Annotated in this window: 24 protein-coding genes; 10 read left to right on the forward strand and 14 right to left on the reverse strand. The window is 71.8% G+C overall.

The window, feature by feature from the left end:
• The first annotated feature begins 27 nt into the window (after positions 1 to 27).
• From E3N83_RS06295 to E3N83_RS06310, 4 genes are read left to right on the forward strand one after another with little or no spacing between them, the layout of a single operon-like run.
• A complete protein-coding gene (locus E3N83_RS06295) occupies positions 28 to 696 on the forward strand; it encodes a corrinoid protein (RefSeq protein WP_151082483.1) in 669 nt (222 codons plus the stop codon).
• Positions 696 to 1,580 (forward strand): dihydropteroate synthase, encoded by an 885-nt coding sequence (locus tag E3N83_RS06300; RefSeq protein ID WP_151082484.1) that lies wholly within the window; start codon positions 696 to 698, stop codon positions 1,578 to 1,580. Before E3N83_RS06295 ends, E3N83_RS06300 begins: the two co-directional genes overlap by 1 nt.
• Positions 1,577 to 3,565 carry an ASKHA domain-containing protein gene (locus E3N83_RS06305; protein WP_202879337.1) on the forward strand — a complete coding sequence of 663 codons (1,989 nt, stop codon included), beginning with the start codon at positions 1,577 to 1,579 and terminating at the stop codon, positions 3,563 to 3,565. The genes E3N83_RS06300 and E3N83_RS06305 overlap by 4 nt, the downstream gene beginning before the upstream one ends.
• The gene (locus E3N83_RS06310) at positions 3,495 to 4,166 is read left to right on the forward strand and encodes a DUF1638 domain-containing protein (RefSeq protein WP_151082485.1); all 672 of its coding nucleotides are present in this window, start codon (positions 3,495 to 3,497) and stop codon (positions 4,164 to 4,166) included. Before E3N83_RS06305 ends, E3N83_RS06310 begins: the two co-directional genes overlap by 71 nt.
• A gap of 2 nt (positions 4,167 to 4,168) precedes the next feature.
• On the opposite strand, the gene E3N83_RS06315 is transcribed toward E3N83_RS06310, so the two are convergent.
• Complete coding sequence (locus E3N83_RS06315; protein WP_202879338.1) at positions 4,169 to 5,014, reverse strand: methylenetetrahydrofolate reductase; 846 nt, start codon at positions 5,012 to 5,014, stop codon at positions 4,169 to 4,171.
• 163 nt (positions 5,015 to 5,177) lie between these two features.
• Positions 5,178 to 5,339, reverse strand: a complete 162-nt coding sequence (locus E3N83_RS19475; protein WP_191907980.1) for a hypothetical protein — start codon at positions 5,337 to 5,339, stop codon at positions 5,178 to 5,180.
• A 40-nt stretch (positions 5,340 to 5,379) separates the two neighbouring features.
• Between E3N83_RS19475 and E3N83_RS06320 the strand changes: the two genes are divergently transcribed.
• The gene (locus tag E3N83_RS06320; RefSeq protein WP_151082486.1) at positions 5,380 to 6,189 is read left to right on the forward strand and encodes a hypothetical protein; all 810 of its coding nucleotides are present in this window, start codon (positions 5,380 to 5,382) and stop codon (positions 6,187 to 6,189) included.
• Here E3N83_RS06320 and E3N83_RS06325 read toward each other — a convergent pair.
• Entirely contained in the window at positions 6,164 to 6,607 is a 444-nt protein-coding gene (locus tag E3N83_RS06325) for an MmcQ/YjbR family DNA-binding protein (RefSeq protein WP_151082487.1), read from the reverse strand. The genes E3N83_RS06320 and E3N83_RS06325 overlap by 26 nt on opposite strands.
• 69 nt (positions 6,608 to 6,676) lie before the next feature.
• On the opposite strand from E3N83_RS06325, the gene E3N83_RS06330 reads away from it, so the two are divergent.
• Both E3N83_RS06330 and E3N83_RS06335 read left to right on the forward strand, forming a co-directional pair.
• On the forward strand, positions 6,677 to 7,342 hold the full coding sequence (locus E3N83_RS06330) for an SDR family oxidoreductase (RefSeq protein ID WP_151082488.1): 666 nt from the start codon (positions 6,677 to 6,679) through the stop codon (positions 7,340 to 7,342).
• 49 nt (positions 7,343 to 7,391) lie between these two features.
• Positions 7,392 to 7,958, forward strand: coding sequence for a hypothetical protein (locus tag E3N83_RS06335; protein WP_151082489.1), 567 nt, complete (start codon positions 7,392 to 7,394; stop codon positions 7,956 to 7,958).
• An 11-nt stretch (positions 7,959 to 7,969) separates the two neighbouring features.
• On the opposite strand, the gene E3N83_RS06340 is transcribed toward E3N83_RS06335, so the two are convergent.
• The 8 genes from E3N83_RS06340 to E3N83_RS06375 form a co-directional block, all read right to left on the reverse strand.
• Positions 7,970 to 8,308, reverse strand: coding sequence for a DUF4190 domain-containing protein (locus tag E3N83_RS06340; protein WP_151082490.1), 339 nt, complete (start codon positions 8,306 to 8,308; stop codon positions 7,970 to 7,972).
• A 94-nt stretch (positions 8,309 to 8,402) separates the two neighbouring features.
• On the reverse strand, positions 8,403 to 9,563 hold the full coding sequence (gene solA, locus E3N83_RS06345; RefSeq protein WP_151082491.1) for an N-methyl-L-tryptophan oxidase: 1,161 nt from the start codon (positions 9,561 to 9,563) through the stop codon (positions 8,403 to 8,405).
• On the reverse strand, positions 9,560 to 10,732 hold the full coding sequence (locus E3N83_RS06350) for an aromatic ring-hydroxylating oxygenase subunit alpha (protein WP_151082492.1): 1,173 nt from the start codon (positions 10,730 to 10,732) through the stop codon (positions 9,560 to 9,562). Before E3N83_RS06350 ends, solA begins: the two co-directional genes overlap by 4 nt.
• A complete protein-coding gene (locus tag E3N83_RS06355) occupies positions 10,729 to 11,754 on the reverse strand; it encodes an ABC transporter ATP-binding protein (RefSeq protein WP_151082493.1) in 1,026 nt (341 codons plus the stop codon). Before E3N83_RS06355 ends, E3N83_RS06350 begins: the two co-directional genes overlap by 4 nt.
• A complete protein-coding gene (locus tag E3N83_RS06360; RefSeq protein ID WP_151082494.1) occupies positions 11,751 to 12,815 on the reverse strand; it encodes an ABC transporter ATP-binding protein in 1,065 nt (354 codons plus the stop codon). Before E3N83_RS06360 ends, E3N83_RS06355 begins: the two co-directional genes overlap by 4 nt.
• A gap of 70 nt (positions 12,816 to 12,885) precedes the next feature.
• Positions 12,886 to 13,800 carry an ABC transporter permease gene (locus E3N83_RS06365; protein ID WP_151082495.1) on the reverse strand — a complete coding sequence of 305 codons (915 nt, stop codon included), beginning with the start codon at positions 13,798 to 13,800 and terminating at the stop codon, positions 12,886 to 12,888.
• A gap of 10 nt (positions 13,801 to 13,810) precedes the next feature.
• Positions 13,811 to 14,857, reverse strand: coding sequence for an ABC transporter permease (locus tag E3N83_RS06370; protein WP_151082496.1), 1,047 nt, complete (start codon positions 14,855 to 14,857; stop codon positions 13,811 to 13,813).
• On the reverse strand, positions 14,854 to 16,788 hold the full coding sequence (locus E3N83_RS06375; protein ID WP_191907982.1) for an ABC transporter substrate-binding protein: 1,935 nt from the start codon (positions 16,786 to 16,788) through the stop codon (positions 14,854 to 14,856). Before E3N83_RS06375 ends, E3N83_RS06370 begins: the two co-directional genes overlap by 4 nt.
• On the opposite strand from E3N83_RS06375, the gene E3N83_RS06380 reads away from it, so the two are divergent.
• The gene (locus E3N83_RS06380; protein ID WP_191907983.1) at positions 16,723 to 18,843 is read left to right on the forward strand and encodes a prolyl oligopeptidase family serine peptidase; all 2,121 of its coding nucleotides are present in this window, start codon (positions 16,723 to 16,725) and stop codon (positions 18,841 to 18,843) included. The two genes, E3N83_RS06375 and E3N83_RS06380, sit on opposite strands and share 66 nt — an antisense overlap.
• Positions 18,836 to 20,197, forward strand: coding sequence for a M20/M25/M40 family metallo-hydrolase (locus tag E3N83_RS06385; protein ID WP_151082499.1), 1,362 nt, complete (start codon positions 18,836 to 18,838; stop codon positions 20,195 to 20,197). The genes E3N83_RS06380 and E3N83_RS06385 overlap by 8 nt, the downstream gene beginning before the upstream one ends.
• 148 nt (positions 20,198 to 20,345) lie before the next feature.
• Here E3N83_RS06385 and E3N83_RS06390 read toward each other — a convergent pair whose 3' ends face one another.
• Together E3N83_RS06390 and E3N83_RS06395 are read right to left on the reverse strand one after the other, a co-directional pair.
• Positions 20,346 to 21,206 carry an SGNH/GDSL hydrolase family protein gene (locus E3N83_RS06390; protein WP_151082500.1) on the reverse strand — a complete coding sequence of 287 codons (861 nt, stop codon included), beginning with the start codon at positions 21,204 to 21,206 and terminating at the stop codon, positions 20,346 to 20,348.
• A gap of 45 nt (positions 21,207 to 21,251) precedes the next feature.
• The gene (locus E3N83_RS06395) at positions 21,252 to 22,391 is read right to left on the reverse strand and encodes a LuxR C-terminal-related transcriptional regulator (RefSeq protein WP_151082501.1); all 1,140 of its coding nucleotides are present in this window, start codon (positions 22,389 to 22,391) and stop codon (positions 21,252 to 21,254) included.
• A 124-nt stretch (positions 22,392 to 22,515) separates the two neighbouring features.
• On the opposite strand from E3N83_RS06395, the gene E3N83_RS06400 reads away from it, so the two are divergent.
• Positions 22,516 to 23,922 carry an FAD-binding oxidoreductase gene (locus E3N83_RS06400; RefSeq protein ID WP_191907984.1) on the forward strand — a complete coding sequence of 469 codons (1,407 nt, stop codon included), beginning with the start codon at positions 22,516 to 22,518 and terminating at the stop codon, positions 23,920 to 23,922.
• Positions 23,923 to 23,955: 33 nt separating this feature from the next.
• On the opposite strand, the gene E3N83_RS06405 is transcribed toward E3N83_RS06400, so the two are convergent.
• Entirely contained in the window at positions 23,956 to 24,321 is a 366-nt protein-coding gene (locus E3N83_RS06405) for a hypothetical protein (RefSeq protein ID WP_151082503.1), read from the reverse strand.
• Positions 24,322 to 24,343: the final 22 nt, after the last annotated feature.

The raw sequence follows: 24,343 nt of genomic DNA on the forward strand, positions 1-24,343 counted from the left end.
CGACCCGCGAACCACGGAGGCCTTCTCATGAGCACACCCGAGGAGATCCTGAAGGGTCTCTACGACGAGACCCTGGTCGGCAACGCCCCGCGCGTGCTCGAGCTGACCAACGAGGGGCTCGCGCTCGACATGGAGCCGCAGACCATGCTGTTCGAGGCCCTGATCCCCTCGCTGGAGGAGGTCGGCTCACGGTTCGAGCGCGGTGACTTCTTCGTCCCCGAGATGCTGATCGCGGGCCGCGCGATGGCCGGCGCCATGGAGGTGCTCCGACCGCTGCTGGCCGAGACCGGCGTGCAGACCATCGGCAAGTTCCTGATGGGCACGGTCAAGGGCGACGTCCACGACATCGGCAAGAACCTCGTCAACATCATGCTCGAAGGCGCGGGCTTCGAGGTGATCGACCTGGGCGTGCAGGTGGCTCCGGAGAAGTTCATCGCGGCCATCGAGGAGCACGAGCCCGACATCGTCGGCTTCTCGGCGTTCCTCACCACGACCATGCCGATGTTCAAGGCCAACATGAACGCCCTGCAGAAGGCCGGCCTGCGCGACACGGTGATCGTGATGGTCGGCGGCGCACCGGTGACCCAGGAGTACGCCGACGCGGTGGGGGCCGACGGCTACGCGGCCGACGCCTCGGCGACGGTCAAGAAGGCGAAGGCGCTGCTCCACGAGAAGCGCGCCAAGGTGCCGGCCTGATGCCCGCGACTCCGCTCGAGACGGTCCTGCGTGGCACCGGCTCCGAGGTCGTGATCGGCCACGACCGGCGCTTCTGCCTGATCGGCGAACGCATCAACCCGACCGGCCGCCGGATCTTCCAGGAGCAGCTGCGCGCCGGCGACCTCTCGGCCATCGAACGCGACGTGAAGGCCCAGGTCGAGGGCGGCGCCGACGTCCTCGACGTCAACATGGGTGTGCCGCTGACCGACGAGGCCGAGCTGCTGGCCAAGGCGATCACGCTGGTGCAGAGCCTGACCGACAAGCCGATCTGCATCGACTCCTCGGTCGTCGAGGCGCTCGAGGCAGGCCTCTCGGCCTACCAGGGCCGGGCGCTGGTCAACTCCATCACCGCCGAGGACGAGCGGATGGAGCTGATCCTCCCGCTGGTCAAGAAATACGACGCCGCGGTGATCGCGCTGCCCAACGACTCCGACGAGATCCCGATGGAGGCCGAGAAGCGGATGGTCCTCACCCGCAAGATCTTCGAGGTCGCCACGAAGGAGTACGGCATCGCCGCCTGTGACATCGTGATCGACCCGCTGGCCATGCCGATCGGCGCCGACCAGCAGGTCGCGAACACCTTCTTCGAGGTGGTCTCGGCGATCCGCGACGAGTTCGGCGCGAACATGACCTGCGGCGCGTCCAACACGTCGTTCGGGATGCCGGGGCGCCACCAGCTCGGGGCGGCGTTCCTGCCGATGGCGATGACCGCCGGGCTGACCAGCGCGATCATGGACACCCGGACGCCGTACATCGTGGAGGCGGTCAAGGCGGCCGACCTGCTGCTCGGTCACGACGAGTGGGGCGGCGCCTGGATCGCCGCCCACCGGGCCCGGCAGGCCGCCGAGGCCCCGACGACGTGACCGATGGCCCGACCACCGACGACCTGACCACCGACGGGCCGCCCTTCACCCTCGACGACGTACGACGCGAGGGCCTGATGGCGGCGCCGGGCACCGAGCCGGCCGCCCACGACGGCACCGGCCGGGTCGGCCTGCGGTTCACCGTGCACTCCGACGCGAAGGCACCGCCCAGCGAGCGCTCCGTGCGGGTGCCGCCGGGGGTCACCGTCTTCGACTCCGCGTCGTGGAACGGCATCGCGATCGACTCCACCTGCGGCGGGCACGGCACCTGCCACAAGTGCCGCGTGAAGATCGAGGGCGGCGGGGTCCCGGTCACCCGGCACGACACCCGCACCTTCACCTCCGACCAGCTCGCCGACGGCTGGCGGCTGGCCTGCCTGGTGCAGGCGACCCGCGACCTCGACGTCGAAGTCCCCCCACTGACGACCCGGCCCAAGGCGGCGACCGTCGGCGTCGGGCGGCAGGTGATCCTGCGACCGGCCGTCCAGAAGCGGTACGTCGAGCTCGACGAGGCGACACTCTCCGACCAGCGCACCGACCTGGTCCGGCTGACCGACGCCATCGACGACCTCGAGCTGACCGCCGACCTCCACGTGCTGCGGCGCCTGTCGACGGTGCTGCGCGCGGCCGACTTCAAGGTGACCGCCGTCGTCGTCGACGAGGACCTGATCGACGTCGAGCCGGGCGACACCAGCGAGCTGCGCTACGCGATCGCCTTCGACCTCGGCACCACCACGGTCGTCGCCACCCTGCTCGACGTCGGCACCGGGACGCCGCTCTCGGTCTCCTCGCGGCTGAACAAGCAGCAGCCGTACGGCGGCGACGTGATCACCCGGATCAGCGCCACGATGATGGACCCCGACGCCCTCGGCCGGCTGCAGGAGGCCGCCGCCTCCACCCTCTCCGAGCTCGCCGGCGAGGTCTGTGCCGAGGCGGGTGTCGACCCCGGGCACGTCTACGAGGTCGCGGTCGCCGGCAACGCGACGATGACCGCGCTGCTGCTCGGCATCGACCCCGAGCCGCTCGGTGTCGCCCCCTTCGTGATGACCACCGCTCAGCCGCCGACGATGCTGGCCGCCGACCTCGGGCTGAGCCTCCACCCGCGCGCCCGGGCCTTCGTCTTCCCCGCGCTCGGGGCCTACGTCGGCGGCGACATCGTCGCGGGCATGCTGGCCACCGGCATGGACCGGGACAAGCGCACCCGCCTGTTCATCGACGTCGGCACCAACTGCGAGATCGTGCTCAGCGACGGCGACACCATCCTGTCCACTGCCGCCCCCGCCGGGCCGGCGTTCGAGGGCGGCGCGATCCGGTGCGGGATGCGCGCGGCCGAGGGAGCCATCGAGGTGATCAAGCTCGACCCCACCGGCGACGAGCCGGTCACGCTGGGTGTGATCGGCGACGTGCCCGCCCGGGGTCTGTGCGGCTCGGGCCTGGTCGACGCCGTCGCCGAGCTGGTCAAGGTCGGGCTGCTGGACGCCTCGGGACGGTTCGTCCCCGAGGAGCGGGCCGCCGAGCTGGCCCCGGCGCTGGCCGACCGGCTGACCAAGATCGGCGAGGAGCGGGTCTTCGTGCTCGACCGCACCTCGCCGGACGACGACCCGGCCGACGGGGTCTACCTCTCCCAGCGGGACGTGCGCGAGCTGCAGTTCGCCAAGGCCGCGATCTCGACCGGCTGGACCCTCCTGCTCGAGCAGCTGGGCCTCGAGCACGGCGACGTGCAGCAGGTGCTGCTGGCCGGCTCGTTCGGCAGCTACCTCTCCCCCGCCTCCGCGATCCGGATCGGACTGGTCCCGCAGCTGCCGGTGCTCCGCATCGTCTCGGCCGGCAACGTGGCGGGCGAGGGAGCGAAGATGGCCCTGCTCTCGGTCCGCGAACGGGTCGGCGCCCAGGCCCTGCTGGAGGAGGTGAGTTATGTCGAGCTCTCCGACCGCACCGACTTCAACGACACCTTCGTCGACCAGCTCGGGTTCACCCAGCCCTGAACGCAGCCCTGACCGTACCCGTCGTACCGCGCTGATCGCGTGCGGCGCGATCGCGCAGCCCGCGGCGGCCGCCGTCGAGCGGCACGGCTGGCCGGTCGACGTGCACCCGCTGCCCCCGCTGCTGCACAACCAGCCGCAGCTGATCGCCGGACAGGTGCGCGAGCTCGCCGTCGAATTGGCCACGTCGTACGCCTCGGTCGTCGTCGGGTACGCCGACTGCGGCACCTACGGCGCCCTCGACGAGGTCTGCACCGAGCTGGGCCTGTCCCGGCTGCCCGGGCTGCACTGCTACGACGTGTACGCCGGCGCCGACCGGCTGGCCCGGATGTTCGAGGAGCAGCCCGGCACCTACCTGCTGACCGACTTCCTGGCCCGGTCGTTCGCCCGCACGGTGCTCCAGGAGCTGGGGCTGGACCGCTACCCCGAGCTCCGCGACGACTACTTCGGCAGCTACACCCGGGTGGTGTGGCTGGCCCAGGCACCCGACCCCGAGCTCCGCGAGCTGGCCGAGGCGGCCGCGGCCCGGATCGGCCTCCCGCTCACCGTGGTCGAGACCGGAACGAGCGGACTGGAGCGGGCGCTCGCCGACCTGGTCGGCTGAGATCAGCTCTCGAGGCGCTCGAGCAGCTGGGTCCGCCACTGCTCGGACTCGGCGATCTGGTTGAAGGTGAAGACGTGGAGGCCCTCGACCAGGGCCTCGGGCGGCGCCAGCGCCGGGGCGCACTTCTCCAGGAAGCTCTCACCGGTGAAGCCTCCCGGTGCGGCGAGCCGCGCGAAGGTGCCCTTGTGCTTGGCCAGGAACCGGGTGGACTCCCCCACACCGATCTTGGTGGCCATGGCCAGGAGCTTGGTGCGCTCGACCGGGCCGGGGATGCCGAGCAGCAGGGGCAGGGTGATCCCGCGGGCCCGCATCCGGCCCAGCCACGCGGTGATCGCGGACGGGTCGAAGCTGAGGTTGCTGACCACCTGGCTCGCGTGCCGGCGCTTGTCCCACATCGCCTGGATCGTCAGGTCGTCGTGGATCGTCGGGTGCGACTCGGGGTAGCCGGTGATCCCGACCTGCGCGAAGGGGCTGCCGAGCGCGGTCAGGTCCTCCAGCAGCGCCAGCGCATCCTGGTAGTCGCCGGCCGGGTCCGCGTCGCCACCGGGCACGAACACGCTGCTGATCCCGTGGCTGACGAGCCGGTCACAGATCTCGGCGAGCTCGGTGCGGCCGCTGATCATCCGGGCCGCGAGGTGCGGCACGACCTGGTAGCCACTGCCGGCCAGGCTCTCCGCCAGCGCGAACGTCGCCTCCAGGCCCTTGCCGGGCGACGCGGTCACGGTGATGGTGCGGTCGGTCGGCACGGACGCCAGCACCTTGTCCTCGGTGGACGGGGTCGGGAGCACCTCGTAGCGGGCGTGGCGCAGCAGCGTGGCCATCGTCGCGCGGGTCGCCTTGTTGCGCATAGTGCATCCCGTTTCGTGATACGAACTGGGCTGCCAGCCTAGCGCTTCCGAGGCACGCCGAGCACCCGCCGCAGCCATGTTCTTCGGCCGGTTCGCAGCGGGCTGCGGTGGGTCGCACCTGGTCCGGTGACCGATACTCGGGACGTGGGTCGGTGCGGCCCGCTCAGATCCCCCCGTGCGGGAAGCGGTCGACGCCGTCCCGGGCGCGTTGCAGCTCGTCGGCCGCGGCGCGGTCCCGTGCCACGTCCCGGCTCACCCGCGACGTGGCACGCAGCACCCGCCGCTGGCGCAGATACTCCGCGAGCCTGGCTCGAAGGGTGTGCATGACTGAGGATACGGCCGCCGACCGGTGACGAAGCTCTGAGATGCTCCGACGCATGATCATCGGGCTGGTCGGAGACCTCGAGGGCGACCGGGACTGGGCGGTCCGCGTGCTCCGGACCCTCGGCGAACGCCGTGACGTCGAGGTGGTCTGCCAGCTCGGCGACCTGCGGTTCGGGATGGGCGAGGACCCCGAGGGCTACCTCGCCGCCATCGAGTCGGTCTGCGCCGAGCTCGACCTCCGGCTCCTCTGCATCAACGGCAACCATGAGAACTGGGCCCGGCTCGACGAGCTGTGGGCCGACCCGTGCCGGCAGGACGACGACGGCCGCCTGCGGCCGATCGAGGTGTCCGAGCACATCTCCCTGCTGCCACGCGGCCACCGGTGGCACCTGGGTGGGCGTTCCTTCGTGGCCCTCGGGGGTGCGCCGTCGGTGAACCGGCTCCTCCTGACCGAGCAGGTCGACTGGTGGCCCTCCGAGGTGATCGAGGAGGAGCACGTCGAGGCCACGATCGCCGGCGGCCATGCCGAGGTGATGCTGACCCACGACAGCCCGAGCCAGCCGTACTGCACGGCCCCGGTCGCGACGACCATCACCGACAACCCGTGGGGCTGGCCGGAGTCGATCCTGGCCGAGGCCGACGCCGGGATGGAGAAGGTCACGAGAGCGGTCCTGGCGGTGCGGCCCCTGCTCCTCGCCCACGGCCACTTCCATGCCGCCGGTGAGGCCGCCGTACGACTACCAGGTGCGGCGCACGAGACGACGGTCTGGTCGCTCGGCGCGAACGGTGACCCGGCCAACGTCCGGCTGCTGGACCTCGAGGACCTCACGGACGCTGGTCCGTGGCAGTGACGTCACCGGCCGCCGGGAGGAGCTTCGCCAGCTTCTGCGGCGCCTGGAGCCGGTAGCTCTCGGTGACCAGGCCGGTCACCTCCGCCCAGTCGGTGTCGCCGTCGATCACGACCCCCACGATCGTGGGTGACCACGGTGGCTTGTAGTACGGCAGGCCGATGTGGACCAGCGCGAGCAGCTCGTCGCCGGTGACATGGAACGTCAGGACGGTGGTGGGGTCGGCCACCCCGGTGAGGTCGCGGAACGACGACTCGAAGCCGGGCTGCGCGACCATCACGTGGGCGAAGGTCCTGGCCCGGATCCGCCACCGGACGCCGGTCCAGGCGTCCTCCTCATGGGCCTCGGGCAGGGCCAGGGCGATCTCGCCGAGCCGGGCGACCACCTCGACATCGGGCTCGATCCGGTTCGCCCGCGCCATGGTCAGAGCCTGACACACGGACGGCCCTCCGCAGTCTGCAGTGACATCCATCCATCTAGAGTTCGCGCCATGCCGCTCGCACTCGTCACCGGAGCCGCCCGCGCCAACAGCATCGCCGCAGGCATCTCCCAGCGCCTGACATCGGACGGCTGGGACGTCGCCACGAGCGACCTCGCGGACGTCGACTACCCGTGCGACCTGGCGACCGCCGACGGTCCACAGGCCCTGGTCGAGGCCGTGGCCGCCGACCGGGGACCCATCAGCGCGCTGGTCCTGAGCCATGCGCACGACGAGGCGACCGGGATCCTCGACACCACGGCGGAGAGCTTCGACCGGCACTGCGCCGTCAACGCCCGGGCGAGCCTGCTGCTGATCGCGGCGTTCGCCCGTCAGGTCCCGGCGACCGGCGGAGCCATCGTCGCGCTCACCAGCGACGCCACCACGGGGAACCTGCCGTACGGCGCCTCCAAGGGCGCCCTCGACCGGATCGTGATCTCGGCGGCGCGGGAGCTGGGGCCGTTGGGCATCGCCGCCAACACCCTGAACCCGGGCCCGATCGACACCGGGTGGATGAACGAGGACATCCGGCAGGCAGTGCTGGACCGCCAGCCCCTGGGTCGCCTCGGAGAGCCGGCTGACATCGCCGACGTCGTGGCCTTCCTGGTGTCGGAGCCGGGTCGCTGGGTCTCCGGGCAGCTGCTCCAGGTCGACGGCGGCTTCTCGGCCCGCTTCTGACCCCGGCAGAGGCCTCCACGGTGGTGGCGTCTGGGCCATGATCGGCACCATGCCGTTCCTGTACCACCTGTGCGCCGACGACTTCCGCGGCGACGAGCTGCTGCCGCTCAACCTGCTCGCCAGCCGGTTCCCCGACCTCCACGACCGCGAGGTGCGCAAGTGGGCCGGGCGTGAGTCGGTGGTCTCGTTCCCGGTGCCGCACCTGGGGGTCGCCTGGGGCGACACGGTCAACCTGGCTGCGCTCGACCCTGCCCGGCTGGTCGAGGCGCGCCGTCGGCTCGGTCTGCCGTTCTCCAGCCTCCTGCAGCGCAAGGTCCTGCGGATCCCGCTCGAGCGGATCGCCGGGCAGCCGGCCGTGGTCTACGACACCCGCTCCCACTGGCGCAACAGCCGGCCCGACGCGGAGGACGTCCCCGAGGTGCCGCCCTCCTCCGACTTCACGCCGTTCGACCCGGACTCCTACGAGGAGCTGACCGAGGTCCCGCCCCTGCACCTGGACTACCTCGTCGAGCAGCGCGACGCCGGCCTCCCGGCGCTCGGCTTCGTCTTCGTCCGGCACGTGCTCGTGGCGGGGGCCGTGGACGTCGCCGGCCTGGCGCGGACGAGGCTCGCCTGACCTCGTCCGGCTCAGCCGCGCTGGTGCAGGTAGCTCCAGACCGCGACGGTGAGGACGACGCCGAGGCAGCCGAGCAGGATCCCGGTCACCGCCGCCCCGCGGCCCCTCACGGCTCCGTCGGCTTCCCTGATGCGGAGCAGGGCCTTCCGTCCGACCCAGATCGCCGGCAGCCCGGTGAGCACTCCCAGGACCAGGCTCAGGGCACCGAGGGTGAGCGCGTTGCGGGCCCGGCTGTCGACGGAGTCGGGGGCCACGTGGCCGGCGTCCCGGTCCGTCGGCACTCCCGCGTGAGGACCAGGGTCGAGGTCGCGGAACGCGGCGGTGTTCGGGTTGATCGGAAGGTTGGTCATGGCCCCGGCTCCTGGTCGGTGAGGTGTGCTGCTCGGTACAACGCAGCTAGGGCCCTGGATGGTTGCCCGGGGCAGTCGTGCGGCGCGGACCCGGTCACACCATCCAGGTCGCCTCGAAGGCCGGGTCGGTGAGCCCGGGCCGGTCGAAGCCGAAGCCGGTGAGGTCGGAGGACGTCGTACCGGTGGTCGCCAGGTCGGCCAGGATCCGACCGAAGGTCGGCGCGAACTTGAAGCCGTGGGCAGCCCCGAGACCGACCACCACCGCCGGATGGCCGGGCACCGGCGCGAGCACGAAGTCGCGGTCCGGGGTGAGGGTGTACTGGCAGCGCAGGGACCGCACCGGCCCCCCCGAGCCCGGCAGCAGCTCTCCCATGAATCCGGTGAGGAGGTCGAGCATCTCCGGGTCGGGATCGGTGGTCCGGGCATCCGGGTCGACCGCGGGGCCGCCGCAGTCCTGGGCCGCCTTCAGGGTCGCCTCGCCGTAGCAGGGGAAGCCGTAGTACGACGGCTCGTCCATCCAGATCCACAGCGGCATGGCGTCGTACGACGCCGGGTCGGCCGGGGAGAAGTAGGTCACCTGCTCCAGGGTGACCGTCAGCGGGAGCTCGGGCACCTCCGGGCCCAGGCCGGCCAGCACCCGGTTGGTCCAGGCGTCGGCGCAGACCACCACTCCCCCACAGGTGTACGACGCGTCCCCGGCCTCGACGGTCAGGTGCGAGCCGTGGTCGGAGACCCGGGTGACCGGCGTCGACCCCAGCAGCGTGGCACCCGCCCGGGACGCCAGACGCTGCATCGCGGCGGTGCCGCGGGCGGCCGGCACGATCGCCCCGCGCTCCTGGTAGAGCCCGACCGTGTCATCGGGCACCCGGAACATCGGGAAGCGGGCCATGATCTCCGGCGCGGCCAGCGACTCGAACTCGACCCCGCGCTCGACCATGGAGCCGACGTAGTCGTCCGGCGCGATCGCGCAGCCGGGCGGGAACAGGTCGATCCCCCCGACGACGGTGACCAGCGACTCCCCCGACTCCTCCTCGAGGCGGGCCCAGTCGTCGTACGCCTCGAAGGTCAGCCCGACGTACTGCGGCGTGTGGTAGCTGTGCCGCAGGATCCGCGACGTGTCGTGCGAGGCGCCGCGGGAGTGACCGAGCTCGAACTGCTCGAGCCCGACCACGGAGTGTCCGCGCGAGGCGAGCTGCCAGGCCGCGGCGGAGCCGAGGGCACCGAGCCCGACGACGACGACGTCGACGTCGGTCATCGGAGGTGGTCTCGACGTCGCTCGACCACCGACGGATCGCCGACCTCCGAGGTGTCGCGACCCAGCCGCGGCAGCAGCCAGCGGCGGATGTCGGCGGAGTCGTCCTCCATGGGCGCGAACCAGCCGTGCCGGTAGGCCCGCGAGGACATGCCCCGCTGCACCGACTCGCAGATCGCCCAGTCCTGGCGGTTCACCAGGTCCCAGAAGTCGCCGGCGTCCGAGGGGTCGAACGACGACGACGCCACCTCGTCGGCGGCGAACAGGAGCCGGCAGTCGATCCGGGTGCGGTCGACCGCGACCGGGCGGATCACGAACGCCGCGACGTGGTCGGCCGAGCACGACAGCATCAGGTTGGGGTAGACCAGCTCTCCCTTGTGCCGCACCCGCTCGGTCTCGTCGAGACCCGGCAAGGGCGCCCGGTCGGTGGTGCCCGACAGCGTGAAGGTCCACGCACCCTCGCGGTGCGGGATGCCGGCGTCCCAGTCGAGCCCGGCCCCGCCGCCCGCGAACGCCGGCACCAACCGCGACAGCTCCGGGTGCACCGGGCCGCAGTGGTAGCACTCGTTGTAGTTCTCGGCGATCACCTTCCAGTTGGCCGCCACGTCGTAGGTCATCGTGAGGCCGGTGACCAGCGCGCCGAGGTCGTAGTTGGCCAGGGTGCGGTCGGCCCGGCCCACGCTCGCGGCCAGAGGTACGGCGTCGGCGGGGGTCGGGTGCACGAACACGAATCCGCCCCAGGTCTCCACCCCGACCGGGTGCAGCGCGAAGTCGAGGGGCTCGATCTCGGCGTCGCCGGTGTGCGGCGCACGCAGCAGCGAGCCGTCCAGGGCGTAGGTCCAGGAGTGGTAGGGACAGCGGATCGCCTTGGCGCCGCACAGCTGCGGCCCGGATTCGGCCTCGGCGCCGGCAGCCGACCCGGTCGGGAAGAGCTGGGAGCCGCGATGCCGGCACACGTTGTACGACGCGTGGAGCAGGCCGTCCGCGTCCGAGGTGACCACCAGCGACTCGCCGGCCACCTCGACCACCGCGACCCGCTCCGGCTGGTGCAGCTCGAGGTCGTCGACCCGGCCGACACAGGTCCACTCCCGCAGCAGCACCCGCTCGCACTCGCGCTCCCAGGCGGCCGGGTCGACGTACAGCTCGCGGGGCAGTGCGGCCTGAAGGCTCATGTCCTCACCTCGTCGGTGGTGTCGGCCGAGACCTGCGCGGCGACCAGGTGGCACGCGCTGCGATGTCCGTCGGGGTCCGACGGGAGGATCTCCAGCGCGGTGCCCCGGCACCGGTCGGCGACCTCGGAGGCCGCGCCGGAGGCCAGCGCCGGGCACCGCGGGTGGAAGCGGCAGCCCTGCGGGATCCGGGTCGGGTCGGGGATCTCGCCGCGCAGGACGATCGGCTCGAGCCGGTCCATCTCCGGTACGACGGACAGCAGCGCCTGTGTGTAGGGGTGCTGGGGCGCGGTCAGCACCGCCTCGGTGGGTCCGGCCTCGACGATCCGGCCCAGGTACATCACCGCGATCCGGTCGGCGATGTTCCAGGCCAGCCCGAGGTCGTGGGTGACCACCAGCACGCCGAGCCCGAGCTCTTCGCGGAGCTTGAGCAGCAGGGCCAGGATCTCGCCCCGGATCGAGGCGTCCAGGCTGGAGACCGGCTCGTCGGCGATCAGCAGTCGCGGCGACACCGCGAGGGCTCCGGCGATCAGGACCCGTTGCCGCTGGCCGCCCGAGAGCTCGTGGGGGTAGCGCAGGAACAACGTCTCCGGCGGCCGCAGCCCGGCCGAGGCGAGAGCGGCGGCGACCAGCTCGGTCTCGGTCCGCCCCGATCCGGACACCAGCTTGTGGATCCGGAGTCCCTCGGCGACCGACTCGTAGACCGTGTGTCGCGGGTTGAGCGCTCCCAGCGGGTCCTGGAGGACCAGCTGCACCTGACGCCGCAGCGCCTTGAGACCACGAGGCGAACGGTCCAGCGCACGACCCTCCCAGCGCACCTCGCCGGCGGCCGGCTTGGCCAGCCCGACCAGGGTGCGGGCGAGGGTGGTCTTGCCGGAGCCGGACTCGCCGACCAGGGCGACGACCTCGCCGGCGCGGACCACCAGGTCGGCGCCGTCCAGGGCGCGCGCGACGCGGCCGTTGCGGGTCGTGAACTCCACCCGCAGGCCGTGCGCGGACAGCTCCGCTGGGGGTCGGCCGGTCATGGCGTCGTCTCGACGTCGCTCGTCGATCGAGGAGCCGCGTCGCCCGACGACTGGAAGTCGTCGATCCGGACGCAGGCTGCCGCCCGGTCGCCGCCGTACGGCGTGAGCACGGGCTCGGCGGGCAGGCACACCTCGGCGGCCCGCGAGCAGCGCGGGGCGAACGAGCATCCCGGTGTCAGGTGCCGGGGGTCCGGCGGGTCGCCGGGCAGACCGGCCGGGGCGAACCGGGCGGCCGGATCGCCGACCCGCGGGAACGCCGCCGAGAGGGCCGCCGCGTAGGGGTGCAGGGGCGAGGTGAAGATCTGGGATGCCGGGCCCTCCTCGACCACGCGCCCGGCGTACATCACCGTGATCCGGTCGCACAGCTCGGCGAGCACCGAGAGGTCGTGGCTGATCATCAGCATGCCGACGCCGTACTCACGGACCATGCCGGAGAGCACGTCCAGCACCTGTGCTTGCACCATCACGTCGAGGGCGGTGGTCGGCTCGTCGGCCACCACCAGGTCGGGGTCGCACGACAGGGCCATCGCGATCATCACCCGCTGCTTCTGGCCACCGGAGAGCTGGTGGGGATAGCTGCGGGCCCGGTCGGGGTCGAGCCCGACCTGCTGCAGCAGGTCCCGGATCCGCGTGGTCACGACGCTCTCGTCCATGCCGGGGTTGTGCACGTGGATGGCCTCGGCGATCTGGGCGCCGATGCGGTGCACCGGGTTGAGCGAGTGCAGGGCGCCCTGGAACACGATCGAGGCACCGGCCCAGCGCACGGCTCGCAGATCGCCCCAGCGCATGGTCAGCACGTCGTTGCCCTCGAAGAGCACCTCGCCGGTGACCGTCGCGCTCTCGGGTTGGAGGCGCAGGATCGTGCTGGCCAGGGTCGACTTTCCGCAGCCCGACTCCCCCGCGACCCCGACGATCTGGCCCCGGTCGACGGTGAGGTCCACGCCGCGCACGGCCGGTAGTCCGCCCTCACCGGTCGCGTAGGTGACGTGCAGGGCGCGGATCTCCAGCAGGGGCCCGGTGGTGCGGCTCGTCGACGCCTCGCTCGCGGTGGAGGTGCTCATGCGGGGTCCCCGCGGCGTTGTTCGGCCGAGGAGCGAAGCGGAGGAGACGAAGAACGTCGGGAGGTGAGGTTCATTGGCGGGCTCGCAGCCGGGGGTTGAGGACTTCCTCGAGGGCTTGGCCGATCAGCGTGAACGCCAGCACGACGAGGACCACGCAGACCCCGGGTGGGATGACGTACCACCAGCAGCCGGTGGTGATCGCGCCCGAGTGGTAGGCACCGTCCAGCATCGTGCCCCACGACGTCCGGGTCGGGTCCCCGAGGCCCAGGAAGCTCAGCGTCGTCTCGGAGAGGATCGCGATCGCCACGGTCAACGTGGTGTTGGCGAACACCATCGGCATCACGTTGGGCAGCACGTGCCGGCCGAGCTGGTGCCAGCGTCCGGCCCCGATCGCCTCGGCCCGCTCGACGTAGGGCCGCTCCCGGATCGAGAGCGTCTGGCTGCGGATCAGCAGAGCTGTGCTGGGCCACGACGTGACGCCGATGACGATCACGATGTTGACCAGCCCGCGTCCGAGGACCGCGGCGAGCGCGATCGCCAGCGGCAGGAAGGGGATCACCAGCACCCACTCGGTGATCCGGAACGTGATCCGCCCGATCCACCCTCCGAAGTAGCCCGAGACCAGGCCGACCAGGGTGCCGATCACCATCGAGATGACGGTCGCCGACAGCCCGACGAACAGCGAGATCCGGGCTCCCCAGATCAGCAGGGTCAGCACCGACCGGCCGTTCTCGTCGGTCCCGAGCAGATAGTGCCAGGACGGATGACCCAGCACCGGTCCGTTCGCCTGCGTGACGTCGAGCCCCTGCGACGAGGCGAGCAACGGCGCACCGAGAGCGACTGCGACGAAGAAGGTGAGGACCCCGAGGCCGACCAGGCCGCCGCGGTGCGAGCAGAACTCCTGCCAGCTCCTCCGGTAGGCCGCCGCGCGACGTCGCCGCGTCAGCTGACGTGAGGAGAGCCGGGGTGCCGTGGTGTCGCTCATCCGGTGGCCCTCATGTGCGCACCCGCGGGTCGAGGAGGCCGTAGACGAGGTTGGCCGCCAGGTTGGCGGCGATCACACCCGCGCTGGCCACCAGGAAGGTGCCCTGGAGCACCGGGAAGTCGGGGAAGCCGATGGCGTTCGTCGAGAGGAGGCCGAGCCCGGGGATGGAGAACACGGTCTCGACCGTGATCGCGCCGGACACCACGAATCCGATGTTGAGCGCGATCACGGTCGTCGTCGGCAGGAGTGCGTTGCGGACGGCGTGCCGGTTGCGGACCTGCACGTCACGCAGCCCCTTGGCCCGGGCGGTCTGGAGGTAGTCCTCCCCGAGCTCGTCGAGCAGCGAGCTGCGCATGATCAGGGAGAAGTCGGCGAGGTAGGCCAGGGTGAGGGTCACCACCGGGAGGGTCAGGTGCCAGGTGGTGTCGAGGATGCCGTGCAGGGAGTTCGGGTTCACGTCGGGCGAGTGCAGCCCGCCAGTCGGGAAGATGCCCGGGACGAACCAGAAGCCGACGCCCAGCCCCGCGATCAGGATCAGTCCCAGCCACCACTCCGGCATCGCGTAGAGGGTCAGGGAGGTGCCGGTGGAGATCCGGTCGAAGACGCCGCCGCGGTTCCACGCCCCCCGGATGCCGAGGTAGACACCGATCAGGGTGGACAGGATCGCCGCACTCCCCACCAGCAGCAGGGTCGGGCCCATCGCCTGCCAGATCAGCTCCGACACGGGCCGCCGGAACTGCAGCGACAGGCCGAGATCCCCGTGCGCGGTCTGCTTGAGGAAGGTCAGGAACTGCACCCCCAGCGGCTGGTCCAGGCCGTAGGCCTTCTTGAACGCGGCGACCTGGGCCGGAGTGTTGAGGTGGCCGCGCCCCAGGGTGCGCACCGGGTCACCGGGAAGCACCCGGAACAGGAAGAAGTTCACGAGCAGCATGAACAGCAGGCTCCCGGCCGACCCGAGGACCTTGATCAGGACGTACGTCGGGTAGCCGCGCCGCCTGGTCTGGTCGTCGGTCTGCTCGCTGTCGGCGACCAGTCCCGGCTCCGCGACCAGGCTCACTCGCGGTCCTCCACGGTGGTGCGCCGCCGCATCATCACGACGCCACCGCCGACCAGCGCCACCACGACGACCGCTCCGAGTCCGATCAGGAAGGGTCCGGTCTTGGACGACGTGCTGGCCGCGGCCGTGGTCTTCACCGCCCCGGTCAGGCCGGGCGCCGGGTCACAGGCACTGGTGTCGGACGCCGGCTTCACGTGCTCGTAGTTGTAGACGCCGTACTGCTCGAGCCAGATGCCGCCGGGGTTGGGCTGGCTGATCAGGCAGTGGAAGCGGTCACTGCGGACGGCCTCGCCGATCGAGGAGTACGCCGTGACCAGGTAGGGAGAGTCGCGGTACAGGATCTCCTGCATCTTCTTCACGTCCGCGATCCGGGTGGCCTTGTCGGTCGAGGTGTGCTGCTGGTTGTAGAGCTTGTCGTACTGCGGGTTGCAGTAGAACGAGTCGGACGACCCCTGTCGCTGACCGCAGGTCATGTAGCTGAGCATCGAGTCGGGATCGGGCTCGACGTACCAACCCCACTGGAAGGTGTCGTAGTCGCCCTTGTAGATCACGTTGGTCAGCTGGCTGGAGCTGTAGGTCGAGACCTGCGACTTGATGTGGAGGTCGCTGAGCCACTGGTGGAAGTAGTCCATGGTGTTCAGCGAGGTCGTCGAGTCCGACCGCGCCGCCAGCCGCAGGGTCCCGATCGGCTTGCCGTCGGGCAGCGTCCGGTAGCCGTCCGAACCCACCTTGTAGCCGGCGGCGTCGAGGAGCTGGCCGGCCTTGGTGAGGTCGAAGGTGAACTTCTGGCTCGCCGGAGGCTCCCAGTGCCACTGGGTGTAGGTGGGCGGGACGATCGTGGTCCCCGGCAGCCCGGCGCCCTGGTAGACCTTCGAGATCAGCTGCGGCAGGTTCAGCGCGTAGCCCAGCGCGTGCCGGAACTTCGGGTCGAGGACGGCGGGGTTGGGGTTCCCGATCTTCTGGGTCCCCTTCGAGTCCGAGGTCGAGCCGGTGTTGAAGGCGATCTCGTCGAACCCGGGTGAGTTGCCGTTGTGGGCGGTGATCCCGGCCTTGCTCTGCAGGCTCTTCACCTCGAGCGCGGTGATGCCCTCCACGAAGTCGGCCTCGCCCCGGATCAGTGCCTGGACCGCGGAGTCGTCGTTCTTGTAGAACTGGAAGTTCACCTCGTCGATGTGCGGTGCGCCGCCCCAGTAGTCCGGGTTCGCCTCGAACTTGAACGTCGACGCGTTGGCGCTTCCCGCCACCAGCCGGAAGGGCCCGGAGCCGACGACCGGCTTGCCTCCCGTGGGCGCCGCCGCGTAGCTCTTGATCTGGCTGGCGGAGACGTTCTTCCAGATGTGCTCGGGCACGATCGGGATCGGCAGCAGCGGCAGCGTCGCGACCGGCTTCTTCAGCTTCATCACCACGGTCGTGGCGTCCGGCGCGGTCACCGACGTGACGCCTTGGAGGTAGGACAGCCAGTTCGACTGCTCCACGGTCCCGTGCAGGATGCGGTTGTACGTGTAGGCGACGTCCGCAGCGGTCAGCGGCACGCCGTCGGAGAACTTCACCCCGCTGCGCACGGTGAAGGTCCAGGTCTTGCCGTCCGGCGAGGTCTTCCACGTGGTGGCCAGGTCGGGCTCGGGCGACATGTCCTTCATCGAGTAGCCGACCAGGTAGTCGTAGGTCAGGCCCCACATCTCGTACGACGGAGCCTGGAAGCCGAGGAACGGGTTCAGCGAGTCGACACCCTCGCCGAGGATCGCCACGTTGAAGACGACCTTGGTCTTGCCGGCCGCGGGAGAGGTCGCGGCCAGACCCGGCGCGAGCGCGAGGAGGAAAAGGCCCAGTGCGGCGGCCAGCGTCCCGGCGGTACGGTGACGGCCGTGACCAGCCAGCCGACCGGAGAGACGTCCGGCCCGCCGGCCGCGCGCCGCACGCCGTACACCCACACCGAGCACGGAGTGACCCGGCCGGATCCCTACCACTGGTTCGGGTCCGACGACCCGGCCGTGCTCGAGCACCTCGTCGCCGAGCGTGCCTTCTACGACGCGTCGTGTCTCCATCTGGACTCCCTCACGTCCGCCCTGAGAGCGGAGATGCTGTCGCGACTCCCGGCCACCGACGAGTCCGCCCGCTGGAACCGCAGACGTCACGCCTACTGGACCCGCCACCCCGTGAACAGCGACTACGCCGAACTGTGGCGACTGAATCATGATTCAGAGGGAGGGTCAACAACCGAATCCGAATCGTCACGTCCCTTTTTCGACATTGCAACACTCGACGCCGGCACCGGGTACCTCGATGTCGGGCTGACCGTCGTCAGCCCGGACGAGGATCTGCTCGCCTACAGCGTCGACACCGAGGGCGACGAGGTCTTCGAGCTGCGCTTCCGGGACCTGCGGACCGGGTCGGACCTGCCCGAGACGATCGCCCGCAGCTACTACGGCGGGGCCTGGAGCGCCGACTCCCGATGGTTCTTCTACACCGTCCACGACCAGGCCTACCGGCCCTGGCAGGTGCTGCGGCACCGGCTCGGGACCGACCCCGCGGACGACGTCGTGGTCCTGACCGAGCCCGACCCGCGCTTCGAGCTGAACCTGCGACCGACCCGTAGCGGCGAGCTGATCGTGCTCTGGAGCGAGAGCCGCTCCACCAGTGAGGCGTGGGTGGTCGACACCTCGGCTCCCGAGTCGACGCCGCGGTCGGTGGGCGGTCGCCGGCACGGGGTGCGCTACCGGGTCGAGCACGCGCCGGCAGCCGGCAACGACCGGATGCTGGTGACCACCAACGACGCGGCCGTGGAGTTCCGACTGATGACCGCGCCGGTGCCACGGGAGGCCGACCAGGACGCGACGGTCTGGGTCGAGGCGCGGGCCGAGCGACCGGAGGAGCGGCTGCTCCAGGCGGACTCCTTCGGCTCGGGCGTGGTGCTGTCCTACCGGGCCGAGGGCCAGCACCGGCTGCGGATCGTCGGCCACGACGACCTCGATGGCGACGGGCTGGTGCTGACCAGCCGGCACGGCGTGGGCTGCCTCGACCTCGCCCGCAACACGACGTACGACGCGGAGACCGTGACGGTCGCGGACGAGAGCTACCTGAGGCCGCCGGTGTGGTCCACCGTCGACCTGCGCACCGGTGAGATCACCGACGTGCACCACGCGGAGGCGCCCGGCTTCGACCCCGAGGCGTACGTCGTGGAGCGGCGTACCTTCCCCGCGCCGGACGGGACCCAGGTGCCGGCGGTGCTCGTGCGACATCGGGACACCCCGCTCGACGGCACCCCGCCGGCGCTGATCTACGCCTACGGCTCCTACGAGGCGGTCGACGAGCCCGAGTGGGACGACGCCCTGCCGGCCCTGCTCGACCGCGGGGTGGTGTGGGTGCACGCGCATCCGCGCGGCGGCGGCGAGATGGGCCGGCGGTGGTGGATCGACGGCAGCATGGGCACCAAGCAGCACACGTTCGACGACGTGGCCGCCGTCGCCGACGGCCTCGACCGCGAGGGTCTCGTGGACGGCAGCCGGATCGCCACCCGAGGGCTCAGCGCCGGCGGGCTGCTCCAGGGTGCGGTGTTCAGCCAGCGGCCGGACCGCTGGCGGGCGGTGGTCGCCGAGGTGCCCTTCGTCGACGTCGTCACCACGATGCTCGACGAGACGGTGCCGCTGACGGTCAACGAGTGGGAGGAGTGGGGCGACCCGCGGGTGCGCGAGGAGTTCGACTGGATGCTGGCCTACTCGCCCTACGACAACCTGCCGCCGGCCGGGGTCCGCCCCGACCTGCTCGTGACCGGCGCCGTGCACGACCCGCGGGTGATGGTGCGCGAGCCGGCCAAGTGGGTGGCGGCCCTGCGGCACTCCGATCCCGCCTGGTCGCCGCACTGCCTGTTCCGCGTCGAGACCGGGGCCGGTGCGCACGTCGGACCGTCCGGCCGGACCGGACATCTCGGCTACGAGGCCGAGGTCTATGCCTGGGTGATCGACCGACTGGGAGTCCCGCATGAGTGAGTCCACGCGCCACGAGTCGCTGCACGACGAGGTGGTCCGGGTCGCCCGCGACCTGATCCGGCTCGACACCACCAACGCCCGCGAGCCGGGGCTGGGCAACGAGACCCTCTGCGCGGAGTACCTGGCCGGGTACCTCTCGTCGTACGGCGTCGAGTGCGAGCTGGTCGCCCGCGAGGCCCACCGGGCCAACCTGGTGGCCCGGATCCCCGAGGCCTCGACCGGCTCGACCGGCGGCGGAGCGGCCGAGTCGCTGGCGTTCGTGGGTCACACCGACGTCGTGCCGTGCGACCCGCGGGACTGGACGCACCCGCCGTTCGAGGCGGTGCTGGACGACGACGGCTGGCTGTGGGGCCGCGGGGCCGTCGACATGAAGGACGAGGTGGCCGCCCGGGCCGTCGCGATGGCCGAGCTGGCCCGGTCGGGCTTCCGGCCGAGCGGCGACCTGTGGTTCCTCGCCGTGGCCGACGAGGAGGACGGGTTCGCCGACGTCGGCATGCGCTGGCTGCTCGAGGAGCGCACCGACATCCGGCCCGACCACAGCATCAACGAGGGCGGCGGCGAGCGGCTGGTGCTCTCCGACGGACGCCAGGTGGTGGGGCTCTCGGTGGGCGAGAAAGGCACCCTCCCGGTCACGGTGACCGCGGTCGGCGAGGCCGGGCACGCCTCCGTGCCCACGCTGGGGAACAACGCCGTACCCCTGTTGGCGCGGCTGATCCCGCGCCTCGGCAACGGGATGCCGGAGCCGGCGGCCACGCCGATGGTGACCGCGATGCTCAGCGCGCTGCTCGGTCGCGACGAGCCCGACCTGAGCCGCGCCGTCGCCGAGGCCGAGGCCCTGCACCCGAGCCTGCGCGGGTCGATCTCCGCGCTGATGGGCTCCACTCTGGCGCCCACCATGCTGGCCGGCTCCAACAAGCGCAACGTGATGCCGGGTCGCGCGTCGGTCGAGGTGGACTGCCGGATCCTGCCGGGCACGACGCAGGCCGACGTGGAGGCGCAGGTGCGGGCGCTGCTCGGCGACGACCTCGCCTACGAGCTGAGCTGGCCCGAGGCGATCGTCGAGGCCTCGAGCTCGCCGTTCGGCGGCCCGGTCCCCGACGCCGTCGCGGCCTTCCTCGCCGCCGAGGAAGACCCGGCCACGGTGCTGCCGACGATGTGCACCGGCTTCACCGACAGCAACTACCTCCGGGCGGCCGCGGGCACCGCGGCGTACGGGTTCTCCCCCTTCCGGTCCACCCCGGTCGAGGTGCTCGACGCCGGCTACCACAACGCGAACGAGCGCGTCCACGTCGACGACCTGCTGCTGTCGACCCGCTTCCACATCGACCTGGCGCAGCGGATCCTCGGCGGGTGACCGGCATCTGGCCCGCCGAGCCCGGTCCACCCACTACGGGCGGGCCGGGCGACCACTACGTGGATGGGGCCAGGTGGACTCGTCTGCGTAGGAACCGGCGGCCGTCAGCGGAGGGGTGTGCCGGCGAGCTGCCGGGCAGCTGCGTGCCTCACCGCAGGTGGAGGACCTTCATCGCGCGCTTGGCCAGGTGCTTCTCCCCCAGCGCGTTGGGGTGGACGACCACCGGGTTGGTGCCCTGGAGCACCGGCTCGACCCACCGCACGCCCATCTTCTGGCACGCGTCGTGGCCCTCGGAGACCCGGCTCAGGTTGACGTAGGTCGACCCGGTCGCGGCGGCGGCCCGGCGGACCGCGTTGTTGAGGGTCGCCTCGACGTGGCGCAGGTAGGGCACGTCACCGCTGGCCACCGGCATCTTGTCGAAGCAGCCGACGGTCTTCGGCAGGATCCACGGGTAGCCGAGGATCGCCACGGTGGCGTGCGGCGCCTTGTGCCGGACGGCCCTGAGCGTCTTGACCAGCGCCGGGTAGGTCTTCTGCCGGATGTCGCGGACGAACGACGAGCCGTACGTGTCCTGGCAGGGGCTCCCCTGCCCCAGGGTGGACAGCCCGGCCGCGCCGCACTCGGCGATCGCCCCGACGAAGGTGTTGTTGTCGTTGCCCCCGATGGTCATCGTCACCAGCTGGGTGCGCCGGTGCACGGCGTCCAGCTGGGGGGCGACGCCGGGGTACTGGCCGGTGAAGAAGTCCTTGGTCTGGGCAGCACCGCAGGTGACGTCGGTGAACGCCGCTCCGGTCCGCGCCGCGATCAGGTGCGGGTAGTTGGCGGTCGACCGCGCGCACGACGGGCTGCTCGGGTCGGGTGGCAGCACCCCCGAGGCGGCGCTGTAGGAGTCACCGAGGGCGACGTAGCGCAGGGCGCTCGTCGAGGCCTGGGACGGAGCGGTCGAGGTGCCGGCGGTGGCGGCCAGCGCGGCGACGGCGGCCAGGGTGGCGAGAGTACGACGGGGCATGACCAGCACAACGAGGGAACCGCGCGGAGGTGACGGGCGAGCCGCTCAGGTGCGGGGACCGCCCAGCATCGGGACGCCGCCCGCGACCCGGCGTTCGTTGTCGCGGAAACCCGGCTCGTAGTGGGTGAAGAAGATCTTGCCGACCAGGTCGCGCCGGCTGCGCACGCCGGTCTTGGCGAAGACGCTCTTGAGGTGCTGCTGGACGGTGTGCGGCGAGACGAAAAGCTGCTCGGCGATCTGGCTGGTCGACGCACCCTGAAGCACCAGCCGGGTGACGTCACGCTCGCGCGCGGTCAGCTGGTAGGCCGCCTCCAGGAGTGGGTGGATCCGGGCCGGGTGCGCCGGCTCCACGATCACCGCGATCCGGTGCGAGCCGGCGTCCTCGAGGTAGGCGCCGTGCAGGACCACCCAGGTCCCGTTGCGGGCCATCACCCTGGCGACCGTCGTACCGCTGGGCCGGTGCGGGTTCTCGGCGGTACGACGCGTGCGCGCGGCCACCGCCACCACCGACGGCGGCAGGTCGCCGCGGTCGGGGTCGCCACCGGGCAGCTCGGCCAGCCAGCGGTCGATCCCCGGCGTCGCCGACTGGAGCTCCCAGGTCTCGGAGACGATCAGCAGCCCGGGAGCGTCGGGGAGCGTGACGTCCGGCGAGAGCGCCTCGCCGACCAGCAGCGCCCGGCGCGCCCCCTCGGCCAGGTGACCGGACACGGCGCGGAGGAACTGCTTGTCGCGCTCGTCGAACATCGGCTGCCCGAGCTCGCGGTAGAGGCCGAGCATGCCCCACACCTCGCCGGACGGCGCGCGGAGCCGCGCGACCATCTCCTGGTCGCTGCCGAGCGAGCGGTTGAACGTGTAGCGGCGGCTGCGCGACGGGTCGCCGTCGGTGGCCTCGTGCAGCGTGGAGATGCCGGTCTCGGACCCCGCCACGTCGACCATCTGGTTGACGTCGTCGTCGTAGTACTCGTGGGCCAGCCACTCCGGCGGGAACTCCGGCATCCCCTCGTGGAAGTGGCTGGTGGCCAGCAGCGAGGCGGGGTCGAGGGTGTACCAGCACGGTGTCCAGTAGTGCGGGATCACCGAGGCGATGACGCCCGTGCACTCGCGCCAGTAGCCCACGAGGTCGCGCGGCTCTCCGCTCAGCCGGGCGATCTTGTCGATCGACCGCTCCTGCAGGTCCGTGCCCATGCCACGAGGTTAGGGGCCGCGGCGACAGCGCCGACATACCAGAAGCGTGGGATACCGCCACGCCGGAGCAGGCCGCACCGTTGACGCCACCCGACACACCCGCCGTACCCGAGGAGCAAGCACCGTGACCACCCGCATCGACCAGCCGTTCACCGCCGCCGACCTGTCCGGCCTCCGGAGCGCCTGCACCGGGCCGGTGCTGACGCCGGACCAGCCCGGCTACGCCGACGAGGTCGCCACCTGGAACCTCTCGGTCCGGCTCCGTCCCGCCGTCGTCGTGGGGGCCGCCGGACCCGACGACGTGGTCGCGGCCGTGCGCTGGGCCACCGAGCGCGGCCTGGCGATCGGGGTCAACGCCACCGGCCACGGCGCCGTCCCGAACGCCGACGGCGCGCTGCTGGTCAGCACCCGGCGGATGACCTCGGTCAGGGTCGACCCGGTGCTCGGCACCGCGACGGTGGCGGCCGGGGCGCGGATGCGGGACGTGACCGCGGCCGCGGCGCCGTACGGCCTGGCCCCGGTGCAGGGCTCGACCGGCTCGGCCGGTGCGGTCGGCTACACCCTCGGCGGCGGCCTCGGGGTGATGAGCCGCACCTTCGGCCTGGCTGTCGACCACGTCACCACCATCGACGTGGTCACCCTCGACGGACGGTTGCGCACCGTGGACGCCGACCACGACGCCGACCTGTTCTGGGCGCTGCGCGGCGGACGGGGGAACTTCGGCGTCGTCACGTCGTACCGGACCATGCTCCAGCGGCTCTCGACGTTCTACGGCGGCGGGCTGTTCTTCGACGGGGCGGACGCCGGGGAGGTGCTGCATCGGTACCGGGCGTGGATTGCCGACCACTCGGACCGTACGTCGTCCTCGGTGGCGCTGCTCCGGCTGCCACCGGACCCACGGCTGCCGGAGCCGATCCGCGGCCGCTTCGTGGCCCACCTCCGGATGGCGCACGTCGGTGAGCCGGAGGAGGGGTCGCGACTCGCGGGGGCGATGCGCGCGAGCGCACCGGTGCTCCTGGAGACCCTCGGTCGGCTGCCCACCACGGCGCTCGACGCCGTTCACCTGGACCCGGTCGACCCGATGCCCACCCACGAGCGCGGGCTGCTGCTGGACGACCTCGCTGCGGGTGTCGTCGAGGCGGTGCTGGCCCGCGCCGGTGGGGCGGTCGAGCACCCGCTCGTGGTCACCGACCTGCGCAACCTGGGCGGAGCGATCGCCCGGCCACCCGAGCGGCCCAGCGCCGTACCGGGTCGGGACGCGGCCGCGCTGCTGTTCACCCTCGCCCCCGCCGTACCTCCGCTCGCGGAGGCCGGGCCACGGGCGGTACAGGCGCTGTTCGACGCGGTCGAGCCCTGGCGCTCGACGTCGACGCTGCCGAGCTTCCTGGGCCGCAGCTTCCGCCCGGCCGACGTGCAGGGAGCCTGGCCGCAGGCGAGCCTGGACCGCCTGCTCGCCGTCAAGGGCGCCTGGGACCCGGCCAACCAGCTCCGGGTCGGCCACGCCCTGCTCGGCGCCGACGACGTCGGATGAGCCGGCTCGCGCGGCGGCTGAGCCCGGGTCGGCTCACAGCCGGGCGACGTAGCGTCGGCCGCGCAGCGCCTCCTCGACCAGCTCCGCACCGCGGCGGACGCCGAGCAGGCGCGCCTCCTCGGCCTGCCAGGTCAGGACCGCTGCCTCGATGATGTCGGGCTGGGCGACGTCGCGCAGGCCCGAGCGCGCCTCGCTGAGACCGCGCCGGCACGCCGCCTGGTTGGCCTCGACGTGCAGCACAGCGAAGCGGGCCAGCACGACCGGGTGCTTGCGCAGCGCGGGATAGGCGCGGAAGTCGGCCGGGCACTGGTCGAGCAGCCAGTTGCAGGCCGAGCGCTCCCAGTCGGGAGCGTCGGGCGGGCGGACCTCACGGGGCCAGCCGGGCGGCTTGACGAGCATCTCTCCATCATCGGTCGAACAG

Origin of the sequence: Nocardioides cynanchi (genome assembly GCF_008761635.1) — a bacterium.
Taxonomy (GTDB): domain Bacteria; phylum Actinomycetota; class Actinomycetes; order Propionibacteriales; family Nocardioidaceae; genus Nocardioides; species Nocardioides cynanchi.

What these genes read in the sequence shown, in the direction of transcription:
- E3N83_RS06310 (WP_151082485.1), top strand. Translation starts at nt 3,495, where the DNA reads ATGTCGAGCTCTCCGACCGCACCGACTTCAACGACACCTTCGTCGACC.
- E3N83_RS06335 (WP_151082489.1), top strand. Translation starts at nt 7,392, where the DNA reads ATGCCGTTCCTGTACCACCTGTGCGCCGACGACTTCCGCGGCGACGAG.
- E3N83_RS06295 (WP_151082483.1), top strand. Translation starts at nt 28, where the DNA reads ATGAGCACACCCGAGGAGATCCTGAAGGGTCTCTACGACGAGACCCTG.
- E3N83_RS06320 (WP_151082486.1), top strand. Translation starts at nt 5,380, where the DNA reads ATGCTCCGACGCATGATCATCGGGCTGGTCGGAGACCTCGAGGGCGAC.
- E3N83_RS06300 (WP_151082484.1), top strand. Translation starts at nt 696, where the DNA reads ATGCCCGCGACTCCGCTCGAGACGGTCCTGCGTGGCACCGGCTCCGAG.
- E3N83_RS06330 (WP_151082488.1), top strand. Translation starts at nt 6,677, where the DNA reads ATGCCGCTCGCACTCGTCACCGGAGCCGCCCGCGCCAACAGCATCGCC.
- E3N83_RS19475 (WP_191907980.1), bottom strand. Translation starts at nt 5,339, where the DNA reads ATGCACACCCTTCGAGCCAGGCTCGCGGAGTATCTGCGCCAGCGGCGG.
- solA (WP_151082491.1), bottom strand. Translation starts at nt 9,563, where the DNA reads ATGACCGACGTCGACGTCGTCGTCGTCGGGCTCGGTGCCCTCGGCTCC.
- E3N83_RS06315 (WP_202879338.1), bottom strand. Translation starts at nt 5,014, where the DNA reads ATGCGCAACAAGGCGACCCGCGCGACGATGGCCACGCTGCTGCGCCAC.
- E3N83_RS06390 (WP_151082500.1), bottom strand. Translation starts at nt 21,206, where the DNA reads ATGCCCCGTCGTACTCTCGCCACCCTGGCCGCCGTCGCCGCGCTGGCC.
- E3N83_RS06325 (WP_151082487.1), bottom strand. Translation starts at nt 6,607, where the DNA reads ATGGCGCGGGCGAACCGGATCGAGCCCGATGTCGAGGTGGTCGCCCGG.
- E3N83_RS06385 (WP_151082499.1), top strand. Translation starts at nt 18,836, where the DNA reads ATGAGTGAGTCCACGCGCCACGAGTCGCTGCACGACGAGGTGGTCCGG.
- E3N83_RS06340 (WP_151082490.1), bottom strand. Translation starts at nt 8,308, where the DNA reads ATGACCAACCTTCCGATCAACCCGAACACCGCCGCGTTCCGCGACCTC.
- E3N83_RS06365 (WP_151082495.1), bottom strand. Translation starts at nt 13,800, where the DNA reads ATGAGCGACACCACGGCACCCCGGCTCTCCTCACGTCAGCTGACGCGG.
- E3N83_RS06350 (WP_151082492.1), bottom strand. Translation starts at nt 10,732, where the DNA reads ATGAGCCTTCAGGCCGCACTGCCCCGCGAGCTGTACGTCGACCCGGCC.
- E3N83_RS06405 (WP_151082503.1), bottom strand. Translation starts at nt 24,321, where the DNA reads ATGCTCGTCAAGCCGCCCGGCTGGCCCCGTGAGGTCCGCCCGCCCGAC.
- E3N83_RS06355 (WP_151082493.1), bottom strand. Translation starts at nt 11,754, where the DNA reads ATGACCGGCCGACCCCCAGCGGAGCTGTCCGCGCACGGCCTGCGGGTG.
- E3N83_RS06360 (WP_151082494.1), bottom strand. Translation starts at nt 12,815, where the DNA reads ATGAGCACCTCCACCGCGAGCGAGGCGTCGACGAGCCGCACCACCGGG.
- E3N83_RS06395 (WP_151082501.1), bottom strand. Translation starts at nt 22,391, where the DNA reads ATGGGCACGGACCTGCAGGAGCGGTCGATCGACAAGATCGCCCGGCTG.